Source organism: Haloplanus litoreus (assembly GCF_045690335.1).
GTDB classification, from domain to species: domain Archaea; phylum Halobacteriota; class Halobacteria; order Halobacteriales; family Haloferacaceae; genus Haloplanus; species Haloplanus litoreus.
The window spans coordinates 1,228,064-1,249,902 of record NZ_CP147874.1 but is presented as its reverse complement, the minus strand read 5'-3'; the positions used below and the strand labels follow the sequence as shown (position 1 = coordinate 1,249,902).

The window sequence follows — 21,839 nt, the reverse complement described above, 5'->3', positions numbered from 1 at the left end:
TCTACCGTAATCGAAACACCATCCGGCGGGACCCTCGTGTTCAGATAAGGATTGAAAGGTGAGGCGTAGCGTTTTCTGAGTGATTCATGCCCGAAAACGCTAGCCTCAACGGGTGTCTCGACCGAATCGAGTTAGGTTTTGTGGAACGAGAGGCAACACCTCGGCTGTTGATGAAGCTCAGTATTCAGCTCCATCTTGCCGGACTATCACTCTCGAATACTGTCTCTATTCTTGAGATATTTGGTTTTGAGCGGGCACGCTCCACTGTTCACAACTGGGTTCACAAGGCAGATCTACAGCCCGAAGAGGGTCGAAGCCCGGATCACGTTGCGGTTGATGAAACGGTGATCCGACTCAATGACGAGCGGTATTGGCTGTACGCTGCGGTTGATCCAGAGACGAACGAATTACTCCATACAAAGCTTGAGCCGACGAGAACTAACGTTATTGCTTACTCGTTCTTCCGTGAATTGCGCGAGAAACACAACGTTGACGACGCCGTGTTTCTCGTCGATGGCGCGACACCACTAAACGACGCGTGCCGTCGCCACGGCCTCGATTTCAGATACGAACGCCACGGAAATCGGAACAGCGTCGAACGTGTCTTTCGCGAAGTAAAACGTAGAACTACCAGCTTCTCGAACTGTTTTAGCAACGCCGAAGCAGAAACTGCAAACGAGTGGCTCAGATCGTTCGCCTTCGCATGGAATCAGCTAATCTGAACAGGACCGGCGGGACACACGCAGGCCTTTTCAATCACCGACGCTTACCTCACGTCATGGACTCGGCGGTACTACTCGACCTCCTCGGAAACGAGAACCGCCGGCGGATCCTGCGACTCCTGGCGCGAAAGCCCTGTTACGTCACGGAGATCAGCGAGTATCTCGGCGTGAGTCCCAAGGCCGTAATCGACCACCTCCGAAAACTGGAGGAGGCGGGACTGGTCGAGAGCCACACCGACGACCAGCGACGGAAGTACTTCCACATCTCCCGGAACCTCCGCCTAGAGGTGAGCGTCTCGCCGTACGGCTTCGGCGTCAAGAGCGCGTACCCCGCGAGTCCCAGCCTCGACATGGACGGCCGGTGCCGACACGTCTCGCTCGACGCGCCCGGCGAAACCGCCGACGACGTCGGGGACCTCGCGACCGCGTTCGACGAGTTGCAGGCGCTCGAAAACGAACTCTCGCTCGCCCAGCGGTGGGTGTACGGCCGGATCACGACGATACTCGACCGGCTGGACGACCACCTCGGCGTCGACGCCGACAATCGCTTCCACGCCGAGGTGCTGGCAGCGGTGGCGACCGGTGCCGACACCACCGAGGACGTCGTCGAGGAAGTCGACGCGCCCCCGGACGCGGTCCGCGGGGCGCTCGATACGCTCGCCGACCGGGGCGTGCTCACCCGCCACGGCGACGAGTGGCAGGTCACCCGATCGTAGGCTCAGCGGTCGGAACGGCTCCGCAGCGGCCGGCGGCCACCGACGGAGGGATACCCTACAACTCCCGCGTCAGCCCGGCCCGGAGGTCACGGCCGAAGTAGTGACCGAGGAGCGCCGCGATCAGGCCAGCGGTAGTCCCGACGCCGGCGATGCGAAGTCCGTACTCGGCGACGACCGGCAGGAAGGCCACGTCGACGGCGGAGAGGACGACGCCGACACCGGCCGTGAGCGCGCCGGCGAGGCCGACCTCGACGTACCGGCGACCGGAGGCGACGAACGCGAGAACGAACCCGGCGAGGGCGATGCCGAGGAAGCGGCCGACCGTCCCGACGACCGGCACGCTCCCGCCGACGACGAGGCCGACGATAGCGAGGACGAGAGCGAGGAGGAACGGTCGGAGGGCGAAGATGTCGCCGAGGCGGCGACGGAGGCCGCCGAGGCGTCCGGACGACTCCTCGGTTGGTCCGTCCGTGGTCGAGCGTCCGAGTTCGGGTCTGCGCATACGCCGCCTCGGGGGGCGAGGGGCAAGTGGCTTGCGCCGAGACGAGTGGATTCAAGTCCGCCCGGCCGGTACCGCGGTGTATGAACCCAGGGGATCGCGTCCGCGTCGAACGCGGGAGCGTCGAGAACGAGGGCGTCCTCATGCCCTCCACGACGGCCGACCACCTCGTCGTGAAGTTGCCCGGCGGCTACAACGTCGGCATCGACCGCGGGGACGCCGCGGTGGAAGTGCTCGAACGCGACGTCTACGACGTGGAGGGGACCGACGACGGTGAGGGCGGATCGACGATCGAGTTCGACGACGACCTGCCGACCGTCTCGCTCATCTCGACCGGCGGCACCATCGCGTCGACCGTGGACTACCGGACCGGCGCGGTGACCGCCCAGTTCGACGCCGAGGACGTGCTTCGGGCGGTGCCGGATCTCGCGGGGCGGGCCAACTACCGCGGCCGCGTCGTCGCCAACATCCTCTCCGAGAACATGACGCCCGCGGTGTGGCAGGACCTCGCCGAGGCCGTCCACGAGGAGATCGAGGCCGGTGCGGACGGCGTCGTCGTCATGCACGGCACCGACACGATGCAGTACACCGCGTCGGCGCTCGCGTTCATGCTCGATACGCCGGTCCCGGTCGTCTTCACCGGGAGCCAGCGGTCGGCGGACCGTCCCTCCAGTGACAACGTGATGAACGCGGTCTGTGCCGTCGAGGCAGCCACGAGCGACCGCGCGGAGGTGCTGGTCTGTATGCACGAGTCGTCGAGCGACGATGTCTGCGCGCTCCACCGCGCGACCCGCGTGCGCAAGAACCACACCTCGCGTCGCGACGCCTTCGAGACGGTCGGCGCGAAGCCGATCGGTCGGGTCGACTACGACACCGAGACGGTCAGCTTCCGGCGCGACGGACCCGAACGGGGTGAGACGGATCTCGACCTCTCGCCCGCGCTGGAGACGAGCGTCGAACTCCTGAAGTTCACGCCGGGGATGAACCCCGCCGCGCTGGACCACCTCGACGACGCCGCGGGCGTCGTTGTCGAGGGGACGGGACTGGGCCACGTCGCCATGGACTGGATCGACCGGATCGAGGAACTGGTCGCCGACGGAACGGTCGTCGCCATGACGAGCCAGTGCCTCGAAGGTCGGGTCTGTGATCGGGTGTACGACACGGGGCGTGACCTGCTGGACGCGGGCGTCGTCGAGGCGGGCGATACGCTGCCCGAGACGGCGACTGCGAAGCTGATGTGGACGCTCGCGAACCGGGACGATCCGGCGGCCGCGATGGGCGAGTCGCTCGTCGGCGAACTCCAGCCCCGGTCGGTGCCGTGGACCTGAGATGACGGAGGCGACCGCACGCCCGTCGGGCCGTGCTCGGGCCGGGGGCGACTCACGACCGTCGGTATGAACGTTCGACCGGCGCGCGTCGGAGACCACGAGGCCATCGCCGCGTTCACGCGGGAGACGTGGCCCGACCGGGAGATGGAGGATTACCTTCCCCGAACCTTCCGGGAGTGGGCGGCCGACGAGAGCGAGACCAGCCACACGCTCGTCGCCGCGGACGACGGGCAGGCGGTCGGCGTGATCCAGGGCGTCGAACTCTCGGACCGGGAGTCGTGGGTGCAGGGGTTGCGCGTCCACCCGGACTACCGGGACCGGGGACTGGCCCGGCGGCTCACGGACGCGGTGTTGACCTGGGCTCGCGACCGGAACACGACCGTGTGTCGCAACCTCGTCTTCTCGTGGAACGTCGCCAGCCTCGGCCTCGCGCGGAGCCTCGGCTTCGAGCCGTGTACGGAGTTCCGCTGGGCGGAAGTGGCGGCGGACGCCGACGCCGACCTGGACCTGTCGGTGGTCGCCGACCCGGACGCAGGGTGGGCGTTCTGGACCGAGAGCGACGCCCGTCACCACCTGCGGGGGCTGACGATCGATCCGGGGACGGCGTGGACCCTCTCGGAACTCCGACCAGAGGACCTGCAACGGGCGGCCGACGCGGACGGCCTGTTCGTCGTCAGCGAGGGCGGGACGCGGGGGATGGCGTTCCGCAACCGGGTGTTCGAGACGGGCGACGATCCGGCGGATCGGTGGACGGAGTATGCGGTCGGGGCGTGGGCCGATCCGGCAGCGGCGCGAACCCTCGTCGACGCCGTCGCTCGGGACGCCGCACGCCTGGACGCCGACCGGGCGCGCCTGTTGGTTCCCGAGACGCCACGATACGTCACCGACGCGGCAGCCGCGCGGGCCGACGTGAGCGGTGACCCGGACTTCGTGCTCGCGGCGGATCTGACCGACTCGGGCGTCGGTGTCTGATCCACAATCCACTTACCCCTCCCCGGCACAGGGTCGGTATGATCCACGTGGTCGGCGGCGGCATCGCGGGACTTGCCGCGGCCTACCGCCTCCAGCAACACGGCCACGAGGCCACGGTGCTGGAGGCGAGCGACGACCTGGGTGGCCTGGCCGCCACGTACTCGACCGCCGGCGACGACGTCGAGAAGTTCTACCACCACCTCTCCAAGTCCGAGGAGACCATCGTCGAGGTGGCCGAGGAACTGGGCCTCGGCGACCGGGTGGAGTGGCTGGTGGGAAAAAACGCCTACTACGTCGACGGGGTGGTTCACCCGCTGGACACCCTCCCACAGATCGCCGCCTACCCCCACCTGAGCCTCTACGACACGTTCCGGCTGGGCCTGCTAACGCTCGAAATCGACGTGCGCGGGGGACGCCCCCGCTTGGACACCTACGACGACCTGGAAACCTTCGAGGACGTGCCGATCAAGGAGTTCCTGCTCTCACACACCACCCGCGGCGTCTACGAGAACTTCTTCGAACCCCTACTGGACGCCAAGTTCGGCGACCGGAAGGAGGACGTAAGCGCCGCGTGGCTCCTGGGCCGGATCAAGTTCCGCGGGGAACGCGACCTGCGCCGGGGGGAGATTCTCGGCTACCTCAGGGGCGGGTTCGCCGTCCTGATCGACGCCCTCGTCGACGCCGTGGGTCGGGAACACGTCGAGACGGGGACCCGAGCGGTCGACCTGGGGACGGCGGGCGGCGCGGTCGATTCGATCACCGTCGAGACCGACGACGGGGTCGAGACCCGCGAGACCGACGGCGTCGTCGTCGCGACGATGCCGAACGTCCTCGAATCGCTGACGGGGTACGCCTGCGACATCGACTTTCAGGGCGCCGTGTGCGCCGTGGTGACGATGGACGACCCGCTCACGGAGACGTACTGGCTCAACGTCGCCCACGACGCGCCGTTCGGCGCGCTGATCGAACACACGAACTTCGTCCCACCGGAGCGATACGGCGGCGACCACCTCTGTTACATCGCCAGTTACGTCCAGAGCCGGGACGAGGACGTCTGGCAGATGGACGACACGGCGCTGGAGGAGACGTGGCTGACCCACGTCGAGGAGATGTTTCCGACCTTCGACCGGTCGTCGGTGCGGGAGTTCCGTGTGGCGCGGAATCCACGGGCCGCGCCGGTGTACGAGCGCGGATATCTGGAGATGGTGGTGCCCTACGATCTGAGCGGGGACGTGGCCGACGGCGTGTACTACGCGGGGATGGCGAGTCGGGCGCAGTACCCCGAACGAAGCCTGAACGGCGGCGTCGTCGCGGGGTTCGAGTGTGCGGACCTGATCGCGGACGCGGACTAAGCTTCGGTCTCCTCGTCGACGCCGGGCGCGGCACTCACGTCCACGTCGCCGGGGTCCTCGCGGCCGCCGACGATCAGGTCGCCGTCCTCGTCTTCGACGTACACGTCGTCGGCGAACCCGCTCTCTGCGTGCGGGTGGACCGGGTCGTCGAGGCGTTCGGGGGTCGCGGGGGCGTCCGGGAGGGACCCGTCCCCGTACTCGCCGAGTGGGTCGGCGATGGTGATGTCGTGGCGCTCGAAGAAGTCGCTGTAGCGGTCGTAGTGGGCCTCCAGTTCGTCGGCCGGGAACTCCATCATCTCCGTCCAGCCGTGGTTGTAGAACTCGAAGTTGGCCTGGACGTGCGTGATTTCGCGGGCGCTGGCTTCGGAGTACCCGGCGTCCAGCGCGTCGACGTAGGTGTCGAACGTGCGGTCGAAGAAAGCCTCCAGTCGCGCCTCGCGTTCGGCCCGCCGCCCGTCGGCGGCCTTGGCCCCGAAGACGTCGACGTGGAGGTCGACGAGTTTCTCGCGGACCATCTCGCCGACGACGGGCATCGTGAGCGCCTGTTTCGCGGCGAAGTGTCGGACGTTCTGACGAAGTTTCATCGCCGTGGATACGCACTGTCCAACCTTCAAGTCAACGGTAAATGGGGAGACGGCCCCGAGTAGAGGCGAATTTCGCGGATAGCAATCGACATTAACCCGTACCCCCAAAGATCGGGGTATGACCAAGTCGTATGTGATCATCGGCGACGGAATCGCGGGGAGTTCGGCCGCCGAGACGCTGCGCGACGAGGCGCCGGACGCCGAGATCACCGTCATCACCGACGAAGGTGAAGCCCTCTACAACCGCATCCTCATCAAGGAGTTCGCCAAGGGGAAACTGCCGGAGATGCCCATCTCCATCCACGAACCGTCGTGGTACGAGGACCGAGATATCGACCTCCGCCTCGATACGCTGGTCACGAACGTCGACCCCGACGGCCACCGACTGCGGACACACGAAGACGAAATCATCGAGTACGACAAACTCCTCGTGGCCACGGGCGGGACGCCGACGCAACTGCCCGTCGACAACAGCGACGCGGACGGCATCCACCACTTCTGGACGTTCCAGGACGCGCGGGGTATCCGGGAACATGCCGAAGAGGCCGACACCGGCATCGTCGTGGGGGCTGGACTCCTCGGCATCGACCTCGCGGCCATCTGCGGCGAACAGGACGTCGAAGCGCACTACCTCATGCGCGGTGACTGCTGGTGGCGCTACGCGCTGTCGGTAGAGGGCGCGGAAATCCTCCACGATGCCATGCGCGAACGCGGCGTCGAACCGGTCTTCCAGAGCGGCGTCGACCACTTCGAGACCGACGACGACGGCAACGTGACGGCGGCAGTCGACCCCAACGGCGACCGCTACGAGGGCGACTTCGTCGGCGTCGCCATCGGCCTGAACTTCAACACCGAAATCCTGCAGGGCACGGGCGTCGACTGCGACGACGGCATCCTCGTCGACGAGTACATGCGGACGAACGTCGACGACATCTACGCCGCGGGCGACATCACCCGGTATCACGACACGATCCTCGGCGAACGCGCTCAGAACGGCTCGTGGGACAGCGCCAAATCCCAGGGCACCGTCGCCGCGAAGAACATGATCGACCCCGGTTCCGAGGCGTTCCGCTTCGTCTCCTCGTACTCGATCACACACTTCGATTTCCCCTTCCTCTCCTTTGGCCACCCGACCATCGGCGACGACGAGTGCGAGCGCAAGTACTCCGACACCGAGTGGCGACGCCTGGCGTTCAAGGACGGCAAAATCGTCGGCGGCGTCCTCGTCGGCGACCTCTCGCCCCAGAGCGCCTACAAGCAGTTGATGAAAGAGGAGCGCGTCGTCGCGGACCAGAAGGAGACCCTCCTCCAGAAGTCCGTGGACGTCGACGAACTCGCACCGGCCCAGGAACAGTAACCCGAACGCCCCCGGCCTCTCGTCTCACGGGAGCGACGACGACGATTTTTGGGGGTTGCCCCCGAACGAACCGACAGTGAACAGTATGTCAGTTGTCACGACCGGCGACCGGAGGCGGGCGCCGATCCGGCGAGGTGGCGTCCCGTGACCGACGACGCGGACCGACCGCCATCCCTCGTGGACCTCGCGCTGTCGGCCCAGGAGGAGACGCTCGTCCGACTGAGCGAGGCGGCGCGCCTGGCGGCCACGTTCGACGACCGGGTCGACGCCGCGACGTCGGTGGCGGTCGGCGAGACACCGAGTCGGGTGGTCTACACCGAGAACAAACTCGAACTGCACCGGTACGAGTCGCTGACCGACGACCAACACGACGTGCCGATCCTGATCGTCTACGCGCTGATCAACCGACCGTATATCTTGGATCTGCAACCGGATCGGTCGGTGGTGCGACGCCTCCTCGAAGCCGGCCACGACGTGTACCTGATCGACTGGAACGAACCCAGCCAACTCGACACCGCGCTCGGCCTCGACGACTACGTGAACCGCTATCTCGACGACTGCGTGGACGAGGTCCGCGAGCGCTCCGGCCAGGAGTCGATCAACCTGCTCGGCTACTGCATGGGAGGGACGATGGCGGCCATCTACACCGCCCTCCACCCCGAGAAGGTGAACGCGCTCGGACTGCTGGCGGCCGGTCTTCACTTCGACGACACCGGCGGCATCCTCGAACGGTGGGGCGACGAAGCGTACTACGATCCCCACGCAGTCTCCGAGACGTTCGGGAACGTCCCGGGGGAGTTTCTCGACGCCGGCTTCGACCTGATGGACCCCGTCGCCAACGCCGTCACGAAGTACGTCCACCTGTACGACCGCCTCGAAAACGAGGACTTCGTCGCGAACTTCGCGCGGATGGAGCGGTGGCTCGCCGAGGGCGTGGACGTGGCCGGCGCGGTGTACGCGGAGTTCGTCGAGGCAATCTATCAGGAGAACCGCCTCGCGGAGAACGAACTCGTCGTCGGGAGCGATCGCGTCGACGTCGCGAACATCGACGTCCCACTCCTGCAGATCCTCGGCGAGTACGACCACCTCGTCCCGCCGGCGGCGAGCAAACCGTTCAACGACCTCGTCAGCGGCGAGGTGACGACCATCGAGTACCCGACCGGTCACGTCGGCCTGGCGATGTCCACCGGCGCCCACCGCGACGTCTGGCCGGAAGTCGCGGAGTGGTTCCTCGAGCAGCGCGAGCGCCCGGCGCTCGCCGACGTCATCGGGGAGGCGGTCGAACGCGCACTCGGCGTCGACGTCGAGACGGACGTAACGGTCGGCAACGTCGACGAGGTAGAACTCGGTGTCGCGGACGACGACGGCGAACTCGCACGGGCAGTCGTCCGACACGACGCCCGGACCATCGAGGAGTTCCTCGAGGAGGCCCTCGACGTCGACGTCGGCGTCGACGTCGGGTCGGCGGGAATCGTCGTCACCGTCGAGACGACCGACGACGTCACGACGACGGTCGTCGAGAACGTGGGGGAAGCGATCCGCACCGAAGTCGAGGAGGCGGTCGACGCGGTGGCCGTCGCCGCCGCCTACGACCTCGAAGACGTCGACGGCATCGGACCGACCTACGCCGGGCGGCTCCGAGCGGCCGGCATCGAGACGGTGACCGCGCTCGTCGTCGCGGACCTCGACGAGATCACCGACGCCACCGAAACCAGCGAGACGCTGGCCCGGAAACTGCGCGACCGGGCGCGGACGCTCCTCGGTGCGGACGAGACGGCGGACACCTGATGCTGCGGCCGTATCGACGTACAGCCGGCAGCACGAGTCGATTCCCACGGGGTAAGAACGACGGGTGGAATTACGACAACTGACTGCTACGTTCGGACGAATGACTATCGACGACCTCACCGACTACGGGATGGTGCGAATGGACGACGGGGAGATTCGGGCGCTGCTGTCGAGCCACAGCGTCGGGGTGCTGGGACTGCCCGCGGACGGGGCACCCAGTCTCCGACCGATGTCGTACGGCTACGACGACGAGGCGGAGGCGCTCTACCTACTCTACATCGTCGGCACCGGCAGCCGGAAGGCGGCGTTGAGCGACCGGGTGACGGAGGCACGCTTTCTCGTCTACAGCGTCGAGACCCAGTTCAACTGGCGGAGTGCGTTGCTCACCGGCCGCATCGACGCGGTGCCCGAGGAGGAGACGACGGCCGTCGGCGACCGGATCGAGTTTCCGTGGCAACCGGACCTGTTCCGCAGAGCGGGCGAGGCGGAACGAACCAGGCTGTATCGGTTCGACATCACCGAGTGGGAGGGCCTCAAACACGTCGGACTGCCGCCGGCGTTCGAGGCGCCGGCGGAAGACGAGTCGGCGTGATCGCACGGCGACGTGCGCCCGGGTCGGGACGCTGACGCGGGAAACGAGCCGTCCCCGCGAGCGAGTATCATAACGAACGGTGATTGTGTTCCGGTGATCGGTTCGATCGATCGAGGGGAACGCGCGCCCGCGACAGGTGGATGGGTGATTCAGCCGGCGTCCGTACCCGTGACCGTCGTGCGGTGACTCGGCGTCGAACGCTTCGTTGAGGACCGCGACGGGAGGTCGAGCACCTGCGTGTACGGCGTACTCGCCCCGCGCGCGATGGCGGCAACCAGATGCCACGACGGGCGGGAGTAACGATCCCCACGTCGGTCGTTTTCACACGGCTGGAATCGGCGCGGTTCAGTGGGCCGTCCACCCGCCGTCGACGGGGATGTTCGCCCCGGTGAGGTAGGACGCCCCGTCTGAGGCGAGGAAGACGGCGAGCGGGGCGATCTCCTCCGGCTGTGCCGGGCGGTCCATCGGCGTCTCGTCGCGGACGAAGCTGTAGAACCGGTCGGTTTCGAGGAGGTCCTCGGTCATCGGCGTCTCGACGAAGCCGGGGCAGATGCTGTTGACGCGGACGCCCGCCGTCGCGTAGTCGACGGCGACCTGTTGGGTGAAGTTCACCACGCCGCCTTTGGCCGCGGAGTACGAGGCGGCACCCTTGCCACCGACCAAGCCGTAGATGGAGGCGACGTTGACGATGCAGCCGTCCGTCTCCTTCAGGGAGGGAAGGGCGGCCTTGGTACCGTGCATCACGCCGTCGAGGTCGGTCCGGAGGACGTTCTCCCACTCGTCGAGGCTCATCTCCTCGACGGTGGTTTCGCTCGCGACGCCCGCGTTGTTCACCATCACGTCGAGTGCTCCGTACTCGTCGACGGTGGCCTCGACGAGCGCTTCGACCTGGTCGTACTCGCGCACGTCGGTCCGGACGAACGTACAGTCGAGTTCGTCCGCGACGGCGGTGCCCGACGACTCGGTTCGGTTCGCGATGACGACGTCCGCCCCGGCTTCGACGTAGGCCGTAGCGATGGCCCTCCCGATTCCCGATGCGCCGCCCGTGACGATTGCCGTCTTGCCGTCGAGTTGCATCCCGCCGACCTACGGCGGCGGTGCGGAAAGCGACGGCGATCGTTCTCATTCAGTGACAATTGTGGGTTGGTGTCGCGGCCCGTCGACGGCCGGTTTCGATTCACGCGAACGCCAGCGGACCGAGAACGAGGGTTCGCCCCGAGGACGTAGGGGGCGAGTTCGTCGCGTTCGACGTAGCCGCGGTTGTAGAGGACACGATGACGCCGAGCGAGAACGCGACGCTCGTGCTCACGCCCGTCACGACGAGACCGATAGCGAAGGAGACCTAGGTGCGCTCGAAGCGATCGAAAAAGTGACCGCGGCGCGTCGACGTGTCGACCCGTCCGAGGAGGCGGTCGAAGAGGTGAAGGCTCCCGAGGAGGAGCGCGACGGCGAAAAGCACCGAGAGGAGGGGACCGAGTCGGGTCGTGATGCCGACCACGAGCGGATCCATCGTCGCCAGGGCTCGGACGCCGAGGGTCCAGTCGCCGTTCACGGCGCGGATTGGCGGACTGAGCGCCGGGAGCGCCAGGTAGCCGCGCAGCGTCGCGGGGAGGTATATCGAGTGAGTCAACAGGAAGACGAGCAGTCCCATCCTGATCGAGTGCTGGAGGGAGGAGCCCGTTCGCTGGAGGTGATCGAGCGCGCCGACGAACACGACGATGGCCGCGGAGCCGAGCCGCGACCCGGCGGTCATCAGGAATGCCTGGGGGCCGAAACGAGGTCGGCGGTGAGAGGCGAGAGCGAGAGCGCGGCGATCACGGAGCCGTTACCGAGCGCGGAGAGGTCACCGACGAGCACCTTGGCGAAGACCCGTTCGAGCGCCGGCGCCGCGGCGGCCGTCGCCGCCCCCCGCAACTGGACGGCGAGGAGGAACAGTCCGATCACCACGACGACGCCGGCGGGGAGCAGATACGAGGTGGGGAGTCGGTCTGACAGGGGTTCGGGTCGGCGGTCGGGAGTCGGTGAGCGAGAACGAGCGGGAGGGAGAACGTGGTGGCTACGTCCCGCCGTCGACGACGACCACCTCGCAGACTGCCGACTCGGTGATTTCCCGTCCGACGCCCGAGAAATGCTCCTCGTGGTCGCCGTGTTCGCCGACGACGATGAGATCCGCGTCCACCTCGTCGGCGTAGTCGAGAATGATCTCGTGGGGAAGACCGTGTTGGGTATCGCCCTCGACGTCGACGTCGCTCGCCTCCGCCATCCGCGTGACCTCGTCGACGGTAATGGTAGCGTGGTCCTCCGCGTAGATGGTCGCCAGTTCCGCCGAGCTGAGCGCCGGGTCGCCGAATCGGCGTTCGTCGACCACACAGATGACGTGGAGCGTCGCGTCCCGTTCCTCGGCGAGTTCGATGGCCCGAGTGGCCGCCCGCCGTGCGTACTCGCTACCGTCCGTCGCGAGGAGAATCGAGCCCATGGGCCCCCTACGGCGTGGTATCATTTAACTGTCAGCATCGTTCCCAGTTCGAGGGAGCACCCCCCAGACGGCCTGTGCTCCGTCAGTTCCGGCCGTCACTGCCCCCGTGGTCGGCGTCGGCCGGTAGTTACAACGATTCGCATCAGTCCCCGAAGGCGGAACGAAGGTCGTCGAGCGACCGCGTGTTCAGGACGTCGGACGCGTCACACCACCCGCGGCGCGCCTGTGCGACGCCCAGGTGGAGGAAGTCGAGTTCGCCGGTGGTGTGGGCGTCGGTCGAGACGACGAAATCGGCGGTGTCGCGATACTCCGCGACTGCCTGCCAGTCGAGGTCGAGCCGTCTCGGCTGGGCGTTGATCTCGACGGCAACCCCCTCTTCGGCGGCAGTTCCCAGCACGGCGTCCAGGTTCAGATCGAGGGGGTCGCGTTCCGTGAGCAACCGGCCGGTCGGATGGGCCAACACGTCGACCGGCGCCTCCCGGAGCGCCCGAACGACCCGCTCGGTCGGCTCGTCGGGGCGACTGTGCAGGCCCGCGACCACCAGGTCACACCGGTCACACCAGTCGTCGGGGACGCCGAGTCCCGACTCGGTGATTTCGGTTTCGATACCCTGGAGGATCGTCACCGAAATCTCGTCGTCGGCGTTCACGTCCTCGACGTCGGCTCGCTGAGCGTCGAACGCGTCGGCGTCGAGCGTGCTCGGAATGGGCGCCTCGGGACCGTGGTCGGTAACGAGGAGATACTCCAGTCCGTGTTCGTCGGCGGCGACCGCCATCTCGCGAACGGAGTGTGACCCGTCTGAGTAGTCGGTGTGACACTGCAGGTCACCCCGCACGTCGTCGGTCGCGACCAGGTCGGGAAGGTCGTTCGCCGCGGCCGCGTCGATCTCGCCGGTATCCTCGCGGAGTTCCGGCGGGATCCAGGCGAGATCCAGCGCCGCGTAGACGGCTTCCTCGGTGTCGCCCGCGATGCGCTCGCCGGCCCGCTGACCGTCGTCGCCACCGGTTTCCCGGGGCGTCTCCGACGCCTCGCGTCGCGCCTCGCCCACGTCGAACAGTCCGTACTCGTTGAGTTTCCAGTCGCGGTCGATCGCCCGGTTTCGGAGCGCGATGTTGTGGGCTTTCGACCCCGTGAAGTAGACGAGTGCGGCCCCGTACTCCTCGTCGGCGACGATTCGGAGGTCGATCCGGAGGTCGTCGCCGACGAGCACCGACGCACCCGTCTCACCGCGGGAGAACACCTGCGAGACGTCCCCGTGTGTGCAGAAGGTCTCCATGGCGGCCTCGGGATCGGTCGCGGTGGCCAGTACGTCGACGTCGCCGACGGTCGGTCGCCGCCGCCGGAACGAGCCGACGGTATCGACCCGGTCGAAGGCGTCGGATTCGTCGAGTCGCCGCTCGACGTCCCGTGCGATTGGGAACGCGTGACCGAGAAGCATTCGCTCCTGGCCACGTTTCGCGCGCTCGATGTTGTCGAGGATGTTCGCCTGTGACTTCTCGCCGAACCCGTCGAGTTCGGCGATGCGGCCCGCCTCGGCGGCGCGTTCGAGGTCTTCGAGGGTCCGGACGTCGAGGTCCAGATACAGGCGCTTCGCCGTCTTCGGCCCGACGCCCTGAACGCTGGTGATCGCCTCGATATCGATGGGGAGGTCCGTACGAAGCTCCCGGTAGTACGACATCTCCCCCGTGTCGAGGTAGTCGGCAATCTTCTCCGCGATGGATTCGCCCACGCCCTCGATCTCTTGCAGATCCCCGCGGTCGTACACGTCCTCGATCGGTTCGGAGAGCGATTCGACGTTTCGCGCGGCGGTCCGATAGGCGCGCGGTTTGTACTCCACCTCCCGGATTGCGAGGAAGTCGGCGATCTCGCGGAGTCGCTCGGCGACCGCCCGGTTCTTCATCCCGTGTGGGTAGTGTCGGGAGTAGTAAGTAAGTTCACACGATTGCGGCCGCGAGCCGACGGGAAATGCGGCGGCGCGAACCCCGGAAACTACCCCGAGAATTTATGTGAACACTCAAACATTCGTAGGCGTGTGGGAGATTTACACATAGTGGCGTGTGAACATGCGACGAAATAACTGTCAGCGGGACGTCGGCGGCCGGGGCGTTCCCGGCGAACCGGTCGTCGAGAACCGCACGAACCGGGGAATCGTGTCATGATCGTTGGCGTACCGAGCGAGACGGCGGCGGGGGAGACGCGAGTCGCTCTCGTGCCGCCGGTGACGAAGAAGCTGGTGGACCGTGGCGTCGACGTCTGCGTCGAGAGCGGCGCTGGCGAGGGATCGGACTGGGCCGACGCGGCCTACGAGGATGTCGGCTGTACGGTCGTCGACGACCGGGCCGAGGTGTTCGAGCGCGCGGACGTGATCTGTCAGGTCCGAGGACTGGCCGCGAACGCCGACGAACCGATGGACCCGTACCGCGAAGGGCAGGTGGTCGTCGGAACGCTCGGCCCGCACGACCTCGACGCATGGGACGAACTCGCCGACCGCCGCGTGAGCGCGTTCGCACTCGAACTCATGCCGCGGATCAGCCGCGCCCAGAGTATGGACGTGCTGTCCTCGATGGCGAGTATCGGCGGTTACAAGGCGACGCTGGTGGCGGCCGAGCAGTTGCCGAAGCTGTTCCCCTTAGAGATGACCGCCGCCGGCACCGTCCGCCCCGCGGAGGTGTTCGTCATCGGTGCGGGCGTCGCCGGTCTGAAGGCCATCGCGACGGCCGAACGTCTCGGGGCCTCGGTCCGGGCCTACGACATCCGACTCGAAGTGAAACAGGAGGTGGAGAGTCTGGGCGCTGACTTCGTCGAACTCGACCTCGAGACGGAGGAATCGGGCGACGAGGAGGGATACGCTCGGGAGATGGACGAGGAGTTCTACCGCCAGCAACGCAAGGAGATGAGCCGGGTGGTCCCGGAGTCGGACGTAGTGATCACGACGGCGGCCATCCCCGGACGGCCGGCCCCCGAACTCGTCAGCACCGAGATGATCGAGGAGATGGCCGACGGCTCGATCATCGTCGACCTGGCGGCCGCGGACGGCGGCAACTGCGAACCCACCCGGGCCGACGAGACGATCACCCACGAGGGGGTGACCATCTTCGGACCGACCAACCTCCCGGCGACGGTGGCCCAGACGGCGAGTCAGCTGTTCGCCAACAACCTGTACAACTTCCTCGATCATCTGCTCGCGGACGGCGAGCTCGACGTCGACACGGACGACGAGATCGTCGACTCGACGCTACTCACACACGATGGCACGATACGACGACCCCACGAGAACGGCGGCGGTGGCGACGACGACGAAGACGAGACGGAGGACGAGCCAGCGGAGGGGAAGACCGATGCGTGAGCGGAGGGCACCATGACCGACCCGGCGACGTTCGTGCTGGCCACCGACGGTGCCTCGGTGTTCGTCCGGAACCTGACGCTGTTCGTGCTGGCCGCGTTCGTCGGCTACGAGATCATCACCAAGATCCCGACGAACCTCCACACGCCGCTGATGTCGGGAGCCAACGCCATCTCGGGGATCACGCTCATCGGATCGGTCGTCGTGGCCGGGTCCGGGGAGACGTTGTACGCGACGGTACTCGGATTCCTGGCGGTAGTCATGGCGACGGTCAACGTCGTCGGCGGCTACCTCGTGACCAACAGCATGCTCGATCAGTTCCGCAGCGGAGGGAGGGACTGAGCCATGGCCGCCATTCTCGACCTCCCCGAGGCGGCGCTCGCGTTCGTCTACCTCGTCGCCGGCGTCATGTTCATCCAGGGCCTCCGCGACATGACCCACCCGCGGACGGCGCCGCGGGGGAACCTCATCTCCGCCGGCGGGATGGCACTCGCCGTGGGGGTGACGGTACTGGTGACCAACATCCTCACACCCGTGTTGTTGTTCGCCGGGTTGCTCGTCGGCGGGGCGGTGGGCGTCTGGCTGGCGGTGACGGTGGAGACGACGGAGATGCCCCAACTCGTCGGCCTGTTCAACGGGTTCGGCGGCGGAGCGTCCGCCTTGGTCGCCGGCGCCGAAGTGATCGACATGTTCGGCACCGGAAGCTTCGGGGTGGGCGTGACGGCGACGGCCTCGCTGGCGGGCATCATCGGTGCCGTCACCTTCTGGGGAAGCGTGGTGGCCGCCGGCAAACTCCACGGCGTGATCGACGACTCGGCGGTCCGATACGATGGCGAACAGATCGCCAAGGCCGCGTTCCTGATCGTCGCCGTCCTCGCCGGCCTCCACCTCACACTTCGCCCGCCGCTGCTCGGCTCGGTACCCCTCGCCGAGTGGGTTCCCTCGTACTGGGTCCTGATCGTCGCCGCGTCGATCCTCGGAGTGTTGCTGGTGATCCCCATCGGCGGCGCCGACATGCCCGTCGTCATCGCACTGCTCAACTCCTACTCGGGGCTGGCGGCCGCCACGACCGGATTCGTCCTCAGCAACTCGGTGTTGATCATCGCGGGGACGCTCGTCGGCGCCTCGGGGCTGATCCTCACCATCATCATGTGTGAGTCGATGAACCGGTCGCTGGCGAACGTCTTCTTCGGCGGGATCGGCGAGAGCGGCGACGACGGCGAGGAGATGGAGGACATCTACGAGGGGCAGATCACCACCACCTCCGCGGAGGAGGTGGAGATGATCCTCGACGTCGCCGACCGGGTGGTGATCGTCCCCGGCTACGGGATGGCCGTCGCCCAGGCTCAGCACGCCGTCGCGGAGCTAGCCGAACTCCTCGCCGAGAACGGTATCGACGTGGAGTTCGGCATCCACCCCGTCGCGGGCCGGATGCCCGGGCACATGAACGTCCTCCTCGCGGAGGCCGACGTTCCCTACGAGAAACTGCGTGATCTGGAGGAGATCAACCCGACCTTCTCCCAGACGGACGTGGTCATCGTCATCGGTGCCAACGACGTGGTGAATCCATCGGCCAACACGGCCGACTCCGGTCCCATCGCCGGCATGCCGGTCCTCAACGTCGGCGAGGCCCGGACGGTCATCGTCAACAAGCGGAGCCTCAGTCCCGGGTTCTCCGGGGTCCCCAACCCACTGTTCGCCCAGGACAACACGAACATGCTCTTTGGCGACGCCAAGGAGTCGATGCAGGAACTGCTGAACGTCTACAAGGAGAACCACTGACGGCGACGGGGCGGTTCGCGACCGATCCCGTCGCACCCCCTCCGACGAAACCTTTATCACCCACAGTGGCAATTGTTGCCATATGACACGTACCGTCGACGCGGAATACGACGTGAACCGAACCGACACCGTGCCCGAGAGCGCACGAGTGCGTCATTTCGACGAACTCGACGACTCGGCACAGAAGTATCTCGTTCACGTCTCCGAGGGGGTATCCCCCCCGGGATCCGTCCAACCTCTCGGGGTTGAACAAGGGCGACGTCGTCGTGTTCACCGACTACTACCACGTCCAGTAGCGGCCGGGTCACGGATCGAAGCCGTTTTGCCCAGTCCGGCGATACCTCGTCTATGGACAGCGGTGGGACGATGACGCTCGCGTTCGAACTCGAGGCGCTGAAAGCGCTCGCCGACCCGAACGCGGTGTTCGACGACGCCCGACAGTGGACCGAGTACGTGGGCGTCCTCAGCGATCAGCCGACGTACGTCGTCACCAACTTCACGCGCAAGCGGCGCATCCGCCAGGACTTCTTCTCGGGACCGCGCGGCGTCCGCGAGAGCCTCGACAACGTGGCCGACCAGTTCGAGACGGACCGGCACGTCTTCATCGGTACGACCGACGAGGACCGGGCCGCGGCCGAGGAGCGAGACTGGGAGTACCTCGACGTCGAGGAGGCTGCCGAGTTCGCCGAGTGGGACCTGGGTGCGGCCGAGGAAGCGGACCCGTTCGAGGGAGAGACACGGGACGACTGGCCCTGAGACGGACTGTCGTCAGTCGGCCCCGTCCGTCGACGACGGCGGCGGGGACGGCCGGGACACAGTTACGACCGTCCGTACGAGTGGACGGACCGCCAACGGCGCACCCGGATTTGTCCACGGGACGCAACTCTCACCGGTCGGACCGAAAGCCATAATCGCGGCGCGACCCTGCCGATAGTCGATGAGTCACCAGTTGCCTGACGTTCAGGCAAGCCAACCCGACGTGACCGTCGGGCTCAGTCAGGTCGGCGTCACCGGGGTCGAGAAACTCGTCAAACTCGACCGAAACGGGAAGCGTCCGATCGTCCTGATGGCGGAGTTCGAAGTGTTCGTCGACCTGCCCAGCGGCCGCAAGGGAATCGACATGAGTCGGAACATGCAGGTGATCGACGAAACGCTGGAGGCCGCCGTCTCGGAGCCGTCCTACCGCGTCGAGGAGGTCTGTGGTGACGTCGCCGAGCGCCTCCTCGAGAAGCACGACTACACCTCGACGGCCGAGGTGCGGATGGAAGCCGACTACGTCACCCGCGAGCGGACGCCCGCTTCCGGTCTCGACACGCAGAACACCGCGACCATCATCGCGGGCGCCGTCGCGACCGACGAGGGTACCCGCGAGGAGATCGGTGCCCGCGTTACGGGCATGACCGTCTGTCCCTGCTCGCAGGGGATGTCCGAATCGCGCGCCCACGACACCCTGATCGACCTCGGCGTCGACGAGGAGACGGTAGAGACCTTCCTGGACGAAGTTCCGCAGCCGGGTCACTCACAGCGCGGCCACGCGACGCTCACCATCACGAGCGACGGGTCGCCCGACGTGGATCTGCGGGACGTGATCGACGTGGCCCGCGACGCGATGAGCGCGCGGATCTACAACCTCGCGAAACGTCCGGACGAGGACCACATGACCTACCACGCCCACGCGAACGCCAAGTTCGTCGAGGACTGCGTTCGCTCGCTGGCCGAGTCCGTCGTCGAGGAGTTCGACCAGCTCCCCGACGAGTCGGTAGTCCACATGAAACAGTCGAACGACGAGTCGATCCACCAGCACAACGCCCACGCGGAGCGCGAACTCACGCTGGAGGCGCTCCGCGAGGAGGTCAACGGCCAGCCCTGAGCGCTAGAAGTCGAGCGGCGTCGAGTCGTCCCACTGCTCCTCGAAGACGGTTCGCACGTCGTCCGCGAAGGCGGCGTCCTTGAAGTTGATCATCGCGAACACTTCGCTCGAATCGAGCGGGTTCGGCACCTCGATGCACAGCTCCTCGCTGTCGATCAACGTGAACGTGCCGTCGATGTCCGTCGACGCGCGAATCCGGTAGTTCTCGTGACCGCGGAGGCGGGTTGAGAACTGTTCGTTGAGTTCCTCGGGGATCGTCTCGACGAGATCAGGGTCGATGAGCGCCTGCACCGACACGCCGCGGGCAAGGGCCGCCTCGAAAGACTCTAGGACCTGTTGACCGACCTCACCGATGTCGATCTGTGCGGACGGGAGGCCGGCGACGTGGTAGATACGGACGTCGGCCGCGGAGAGGCGTTCGAGGAACAACTCGACCGTCTCCTCGGGTCCGACCGCGGCGGTCCAAAACTGCCCCTGCACGGCGTCGGCCGTGTCTAGGTCGTCGATCAGGTCGGCGGCGACGGACTCGTACCGTTCGGCCTGCTGGTCGAGCTCGCGCTTCCGGGCGTCGACGAGGCGATCCAGCGCGGTGTCGGGTTCGACGGCGACGTACTTTTTCGGCCGGCTAGCCGACTGGCTCCGGACGAGACCGTTCCCCTCCAGCGCGTTCAACACGTCGTAGATCCGCCCCATCGGTACGTCGCTGGCGGAGGACAACTCTTTTGCCGTTGTCGGGCCGTGCTCGAGCAGTTCTCGATAGGTCCGTGATTCGTACTCTGATAGCCCGAGATCTCGAAGCGTCGTCATACATCCGCAAGTTTCGCCGATAATAAAAACGATTCGTTCGTTTACTCGGTCGCCAGGTCGGCGACACCCTCGACGAGGGCGGCGGGGGTCGAGGCCATCCGGGATCTGTCCCCCACGGTCACGAGCGCCGTCCCGGATTCGGGCGCCGTGGCGTCCGGTCGGACGACCTTCTCGTGGTCGGTGACGCGCAGGGCGGCACGGTGAAGGTCGCTACCGGGATCGGTCGCCACCTCGATCACCAGCGGATCGCGCTGCAGGCGGGCGGCCACGGCGCCGTAGCCGGCGACCTGTACGCCGAGCCGGTCCCAGGCGCCCGCGAAGGCGGCGACGGCGTCGTGGGCCACCTCTCGGTAGCGGGAGTCGCCGGTCAGTGCCGCCAGGTCGAGCAGCGTGTCGGCCATCGCGACGTTTCCGTCGAGCGGGTGGAACGGACGGTCGAGCAGCCCCGGTCCCCGGGCCGGCCCGTCGCGGAACACCCCATCCTCGAACAGCGACTCGATCGATCGGTCGGCGATCCGTCGAGCGAGTTCGAGGGCCTCCTCGTCGCCGAGGACTTGCGCCGCACGAACGGCGGCGGCGGCCGTCCACGCCTGATCCGCGAGGACGAGTTCCGGAGCGTCGTCGTCGTCCCAGTGGCGGACGGTCCCGTCGTCGGCGACGTGGGCGGTCCGGAGCGTCTCGAGCGTTCGGGTGGCGTACTTTCGGGGACGTTCGGCGTCGGTGTATCCCGAGAGCGTCAGGAGTGCGTCGACCGCGAGGGCGTTCGAGTCGGCGAAGGCCGTCAGATCCGTCCGCGGTCCCGTGTCGTCCGCCACGTCGTCGGGGCCCTGGCTCCCGCCGAACGCCGACCCGTTCCAGAGGGCGTCGATCAGGTACTCGACGGATCGCTCCGCCGGCCGTCGGTACGCGTCCTCGCCGGTGTAACAGTACGCGTGTGCGAACGCCCGCACCAGCGCCGCGTTGTCCGCGAGGAGTTTCGCACGGTCCGGGTCACCCCAGTCCCGGGTCCGGGCGTACCGAAAGAATCCACCCGCATCCTCGTCGAACAGCCCCCGGGTGATGGCATCGAGGGTCTGACGAGCCTTCGCCCGGTCACGCTTGAGGGTGAACTCGACGGTCCGCGGCAGCGGGAACTTGGGAGCGTCTCCCCAGCCGCCGAACTCCGCGTCGAAGGCGCCGTCGACCTGGCCGGCGAGGTGTTCCTCGATGCGGTCGGTCACCGGTCCCCGGGGTGGCCGGTCGTCGGCCAGGGCACGCGGCACGCGCCCCGCGTCGGTGCCGCTCGCGTCCCACCGCTCACGAACCCGGTCGATCACCTGTCGCATCCCGTCCGGACCGAGGAAACCGGCGCTCGCGATGCGTTCCCCGTTCGGCGTACAGAACACCGTCGACGGGAAGCCGCCGACGTTGTAACGCTCGCGCACCCGCGGGTAGCGGTCCACGTCGACGCGAATCGGTACGAATCCGTCGTTCAGGTTGGCCGCGATGCGTGGCTCGCTGTACGTTCTGGCGTCCATCTCGTGGCACTCCCCACACCACGTCGCCGTCAGCGCGAGCAACACGGGCGCACCGGTCCGGTCGGCTTCCGCGAAGGCCGCCTCACCCCACGCCCGCCACTCGACGCGCGTCCCGTCGGTCATAGCCACCTTCG

At 67.0% G+C, this 21,839-nt stretch carries 22 protein-coding genes; 13 read left to right on the top strand and 9 right to left on the bottom strand.

The genetic code is table 11. The features are described 5' to 3' along the window. Window positions 1–86: 86 nt before the first annotated feature. Together V8686_RS06700 and V8686_RS06695 are read left to right on the top strand one after the other, a co-directional pair. On the top strand, window positions 87–722 hold the full coding sequence (locus V8686_RS06700; RefSeq protein WP_379703188.1) for an IS6 family transposase: 636 nt from the start codon (window positions 87–89) through the stop codon (window positions 720–722). Window positions 723–778: 56 nt separating this feature from the next. After that, complete coding sequence (locus V8686_RS06695) at window positions 779–1,438, top strand: ArsR/SmtB family transcription factor (protein ID WP_379703187.1); 660 nt, start codon at window positions 779–781, stop codon at window positions 1,436–1,438. A gap of 55 nt (window positions 1,439–1,493) precedes the next feature. On the opposite strand, the gene V8686_RS06690 is transcribed toward V8686_RS06695, so the two are convergent. After that, complete coding sequence (locus tag V8686_RS06690; protein ID WP_379703186.1) at window positions 1,494–1,940, bottom strand: hypothetical protein; 447 nt, start codon at window positions 1,938–1,940, stop codon at window positions 1,494–1,496. A gap of 80 nt (window positions 1,941–2,020) precedes the next feature. On the opposite strand from V8686_RS06690, the gene gatD reads away from it, so the two are divergent. The 3 genes from gatD to V8686_RS06675 all read left to right on the top strand — a co-directional run bounded on the left by gatD (window position 2,021) and on the right by V8686_RS06675 (window position 5,589). Beyond that, window positions 2,021–3,265, top strand: a complete 1,245-nt coding sequence (gatD, locus tag V8686_RS06685) for a Glu-tRNA(Gln) amidotransferase subunit GatD (RefSeq protein ID WP_379703185.1) — start codon at window positions 2,021–2,023, stop codon at window positions 3,263–3,265. Window positions 3,266–3,331: 66 nt separating this feature from the next. Next, the gene (locus tag V8686_RS06680; RefSeq protein WP_379703184.1) at window positions 3,332–4,237 is read left to right on the top strand and encodes a GNAT family N-acetyltransferase; all 906 of its coding nucleotides are present in this window, start codon (window positions 3,332–3,334) and stop codon (window positions 4,235–4,237) included. Between the two features lie 38 nt (window positions 4,238–4,275). Then, window positions 4,276–5,589 carry an NAD(P)/FAD-dependent oxidoreductase gene (locus V8686_RS06675; RefSeq protein WP_379703183.1) on the top strand — a complete coding sequence of 438 codons (1,314 nt, stop codon included), beginning with the start codon at window positions 4,276–4,278 and terminating at the stop codon, window positions 5,587–5,589. On the opposite strand, the gene V8686_RS06670 is transcribed toward V8686_RS06675, so the two are convergent. Continuing rightward, on the bottom strand, window positions 5,586–6,173 hold the full coding sequence (locus tag V8686_RS06670) for a DUF6149 family protein (protein ID WP_379703182.1): 588 nt from the start codon (window positions 6,171–6,173) through the stop codon (window positions 5,586–5,588). The genes V8686_RS06675 and V8686_RS06670 overlap by 4 nt on opposite strands. A gap of 118 nt (window positions 6,174–6,291) precedes the next feature. Here V8686_RS06670 and V8686_RS06665 point away from each other — a divergent pair, with 118 nt between their 5' ends. The 3 genes from V8686_RS06665 (at window position 6,292) to V8686_RS06655 (ending at window position 9,910) form a co-directional block, all read left to right on the top strand. After that, window positions 6,292–7,530 carry an NAD(P)/FAD-dependent oxidoreductase gene (locus V8686_RS06665; RefSeq protein ID WP_379703181.1) on the top strand — a complete coding sequence of 413 codons (1,239 nt, stop codon included), beginning with the start codon at window positions 6,292–6,294 and terminating at the stop codon, window positions 7,528–7,530. A 144-nt stretch (window positions 7,531–7,674) separates the two neighbouring features. Next, a complete protein-coding gene (phaC, locus tag V8686_RS06660) occupies window positions 7,675–9,318 on the top strand; it encodes a class III poly(R)-hydroxyalkanoic acid synthase subunit PhaC (RefSeq protein ID WP_379703180.1) in 1,644 nt (547 codons plus the stop codon). 100 nt (window positions 9,319–9,418) lie between these two features. Then, window positions 9,419–9,910: a pyridoxamine 5'-phosphate oxidase family protein gene (locus tag V8686_RS06655; RefSeq protein WP_379703179.1), complete on the top strand. Its 492-nt coding sequence runs from the start codon at window positions 9,419–9,421 to the stop codon at window positions 9,908–9,910. 345 nt (window positions 9,911–10,255) lie between these two features. On the opposite strand, the gene V8686_RS06650 is transcribed toward V8686_RS06655, so the two are convergent. The 5 genes from V8686_RS06650 to V8686_RS06630 form a co-directional block, all read right to left on the bottom strand. Next, a complete protein-coding gene (locus V8686_RS06650) occupies window positions 10,256–10,987 on the bottom strand; it encodes a meso-2,3-butanediol dehydrogenase (protein WP_379703177.1) in 732 nt (243 codons plus the stop codon). 265 nt (window positions 10,988–11,252) lie between these two features. Beyond that, window positions 11,253–11,663, bottom strand: a complete 411-nt coding sequence (locus V8686_RS06645) for a hypothetical protein (RefSeq protein WP_379703176.1) — start codon at window positions 11,661–11,663, stop codon at window positions 11,253–11,255. Continuing rightward, window positions 11,663–11,854, bottom strand: coding sequence for a hypothetical protein (locus tag V8686_RS06640; RefSeq protein WP_379703174.1), 192 nt, complete (start codon window positions 11,852–11,854; stop codon window positions 11,663–11,665). Before V8686_RS06640 ends, V8686_RS06645 begins: the two co-directional genes overlap by 1 nt. A 112-nt stretch (window positions 11,855–11,966) precedes the next feature. Continuing rightward, complete coding sequence (locus V8686_RS06635; RefSeq protein ID WP_379703172.1) at window positions 11,967–12,386, bottom strand: universal stress protein; 420 nt, start codon at window positions 12,384–12,386, stop codon at window positions 11,967–11,969. A 142-nt stretch (window positions 12,387–12,528) separates the two neighbouring features. Continuing rightward, the gene (locus V8686_RS06630) at window positions 12,529–14,286 is read right to left on the bottom strand and encodes a helix-hairpin-helix domain-containing protein (protein WP_379703170.1); all 1,758 of its coding nucleotides are present in this window, start codon (window positions 14,284–14,286) and stop codon (window positions 12,529–12,531) included. Window positions 14,287–14,541: 255 nt separating this feature from the next. On the opposite strand from V8686_RS06630, the gene V8686_RS06625 reads away from it, so the two are divergent. The 5 genes from V8686_RS06625 to mptA all read left to right on the top strand — a co-directional run bounded on the left by V8686_RS06625 (window position 14,542) and on the right by mptA (window position 19,381). Then, on the top strand, window positions 14,542–15,732 hold the full coding sequence (locus V8686_RS06625; RefSeq protein WP_379703169.1) for a Re/Si-specific NAD(P)(+) transhydrogenase subunit alpha: 1,191 nt from the start codon (window positions 14,542–14,544) through the stop codon (window positions 15,730–15,732). 12 nt (window positions 15,733–15,744) lie between these two features. Continuing rightward, window positions 15,745–16,071, top strand: coding sequence for an NAD(P) transhydrogenase subunit alpha part 2 (locus tag V8686_RS06620; RefSeq protein ID WP_379703168.1), 327 nt, complete (start codon window positions 15,745–15,747; stop codon window positions 16,069–16,071). Between the two features lie 3 nt (window positions 16,072–16,074). Continuing rightward, a complete protein-coding gene (locus V8686_RS06615; protein ID WP_379703167.1) occupies window positions 16,075–17,511 on the top strand; it encodes an NAD(P)(+) transhydrogenase (Re/Si-specific) subunit beta in 1,437 nt (478 codons plus the stop codon). 348 nt (window positions 17,512–17,859) lie between these two features. Further along, the gene (locus V8686_RS06610) at window positions 17,860–18,267 is read left to right on the top strand and encodes a DUF7124 domain-containing protein (protein ID WP_379703166.1); all 408 of its coding nucleotides are present in this window, start codon (window positions 17,860–17,862) and stop codon (window positions 18,265–18,267) included. 181 nt (window positions 18,268–18,448) lie between these two features. Continuing rightward, on the top strand, window positions 18,449–19,381 hold the full coding sequence (gene mptA, locus V8686_RS06605; RefSeq protein WP_379703165.1) for a GTP cyclohydrolase MptA: 933 nt from the start codon (window positions 18,449–18,451) through the stop codon (window positions 19,379–19,381). Between the two features lie 3 nt (window positions 19,382–19,384). Here the strand turns inward: mptA and V8686_RS06600 are convergent, their stop codons facing one another. After that, window positions 19,385–20,188, bottom strand: a complete 804-nt coding sequence (locus tag V8686_RS06600) for a TrmB family transcriptional regulator (protein WP_379703164.1) — start codon at window positions 20,186–20,188, stop codon at window positions 19,385–19,387. 41 nt (window positions 20,189–20,229) lie between these two features. Beyond that, window positions 20,230–21,828: a DUF255 domain-containing protein gene (locus tag V8686_RS06595; protein WP_379703163.1), complete on the bottom strand. Its 1,599-nt coding sequence runs from the start codon at window positions 21,826–21,828 to the stop codon at window positions 20,230–20,232. Between the last annotated feature and the right edge of the window lie 11 nt (window positions 21,829–21,839).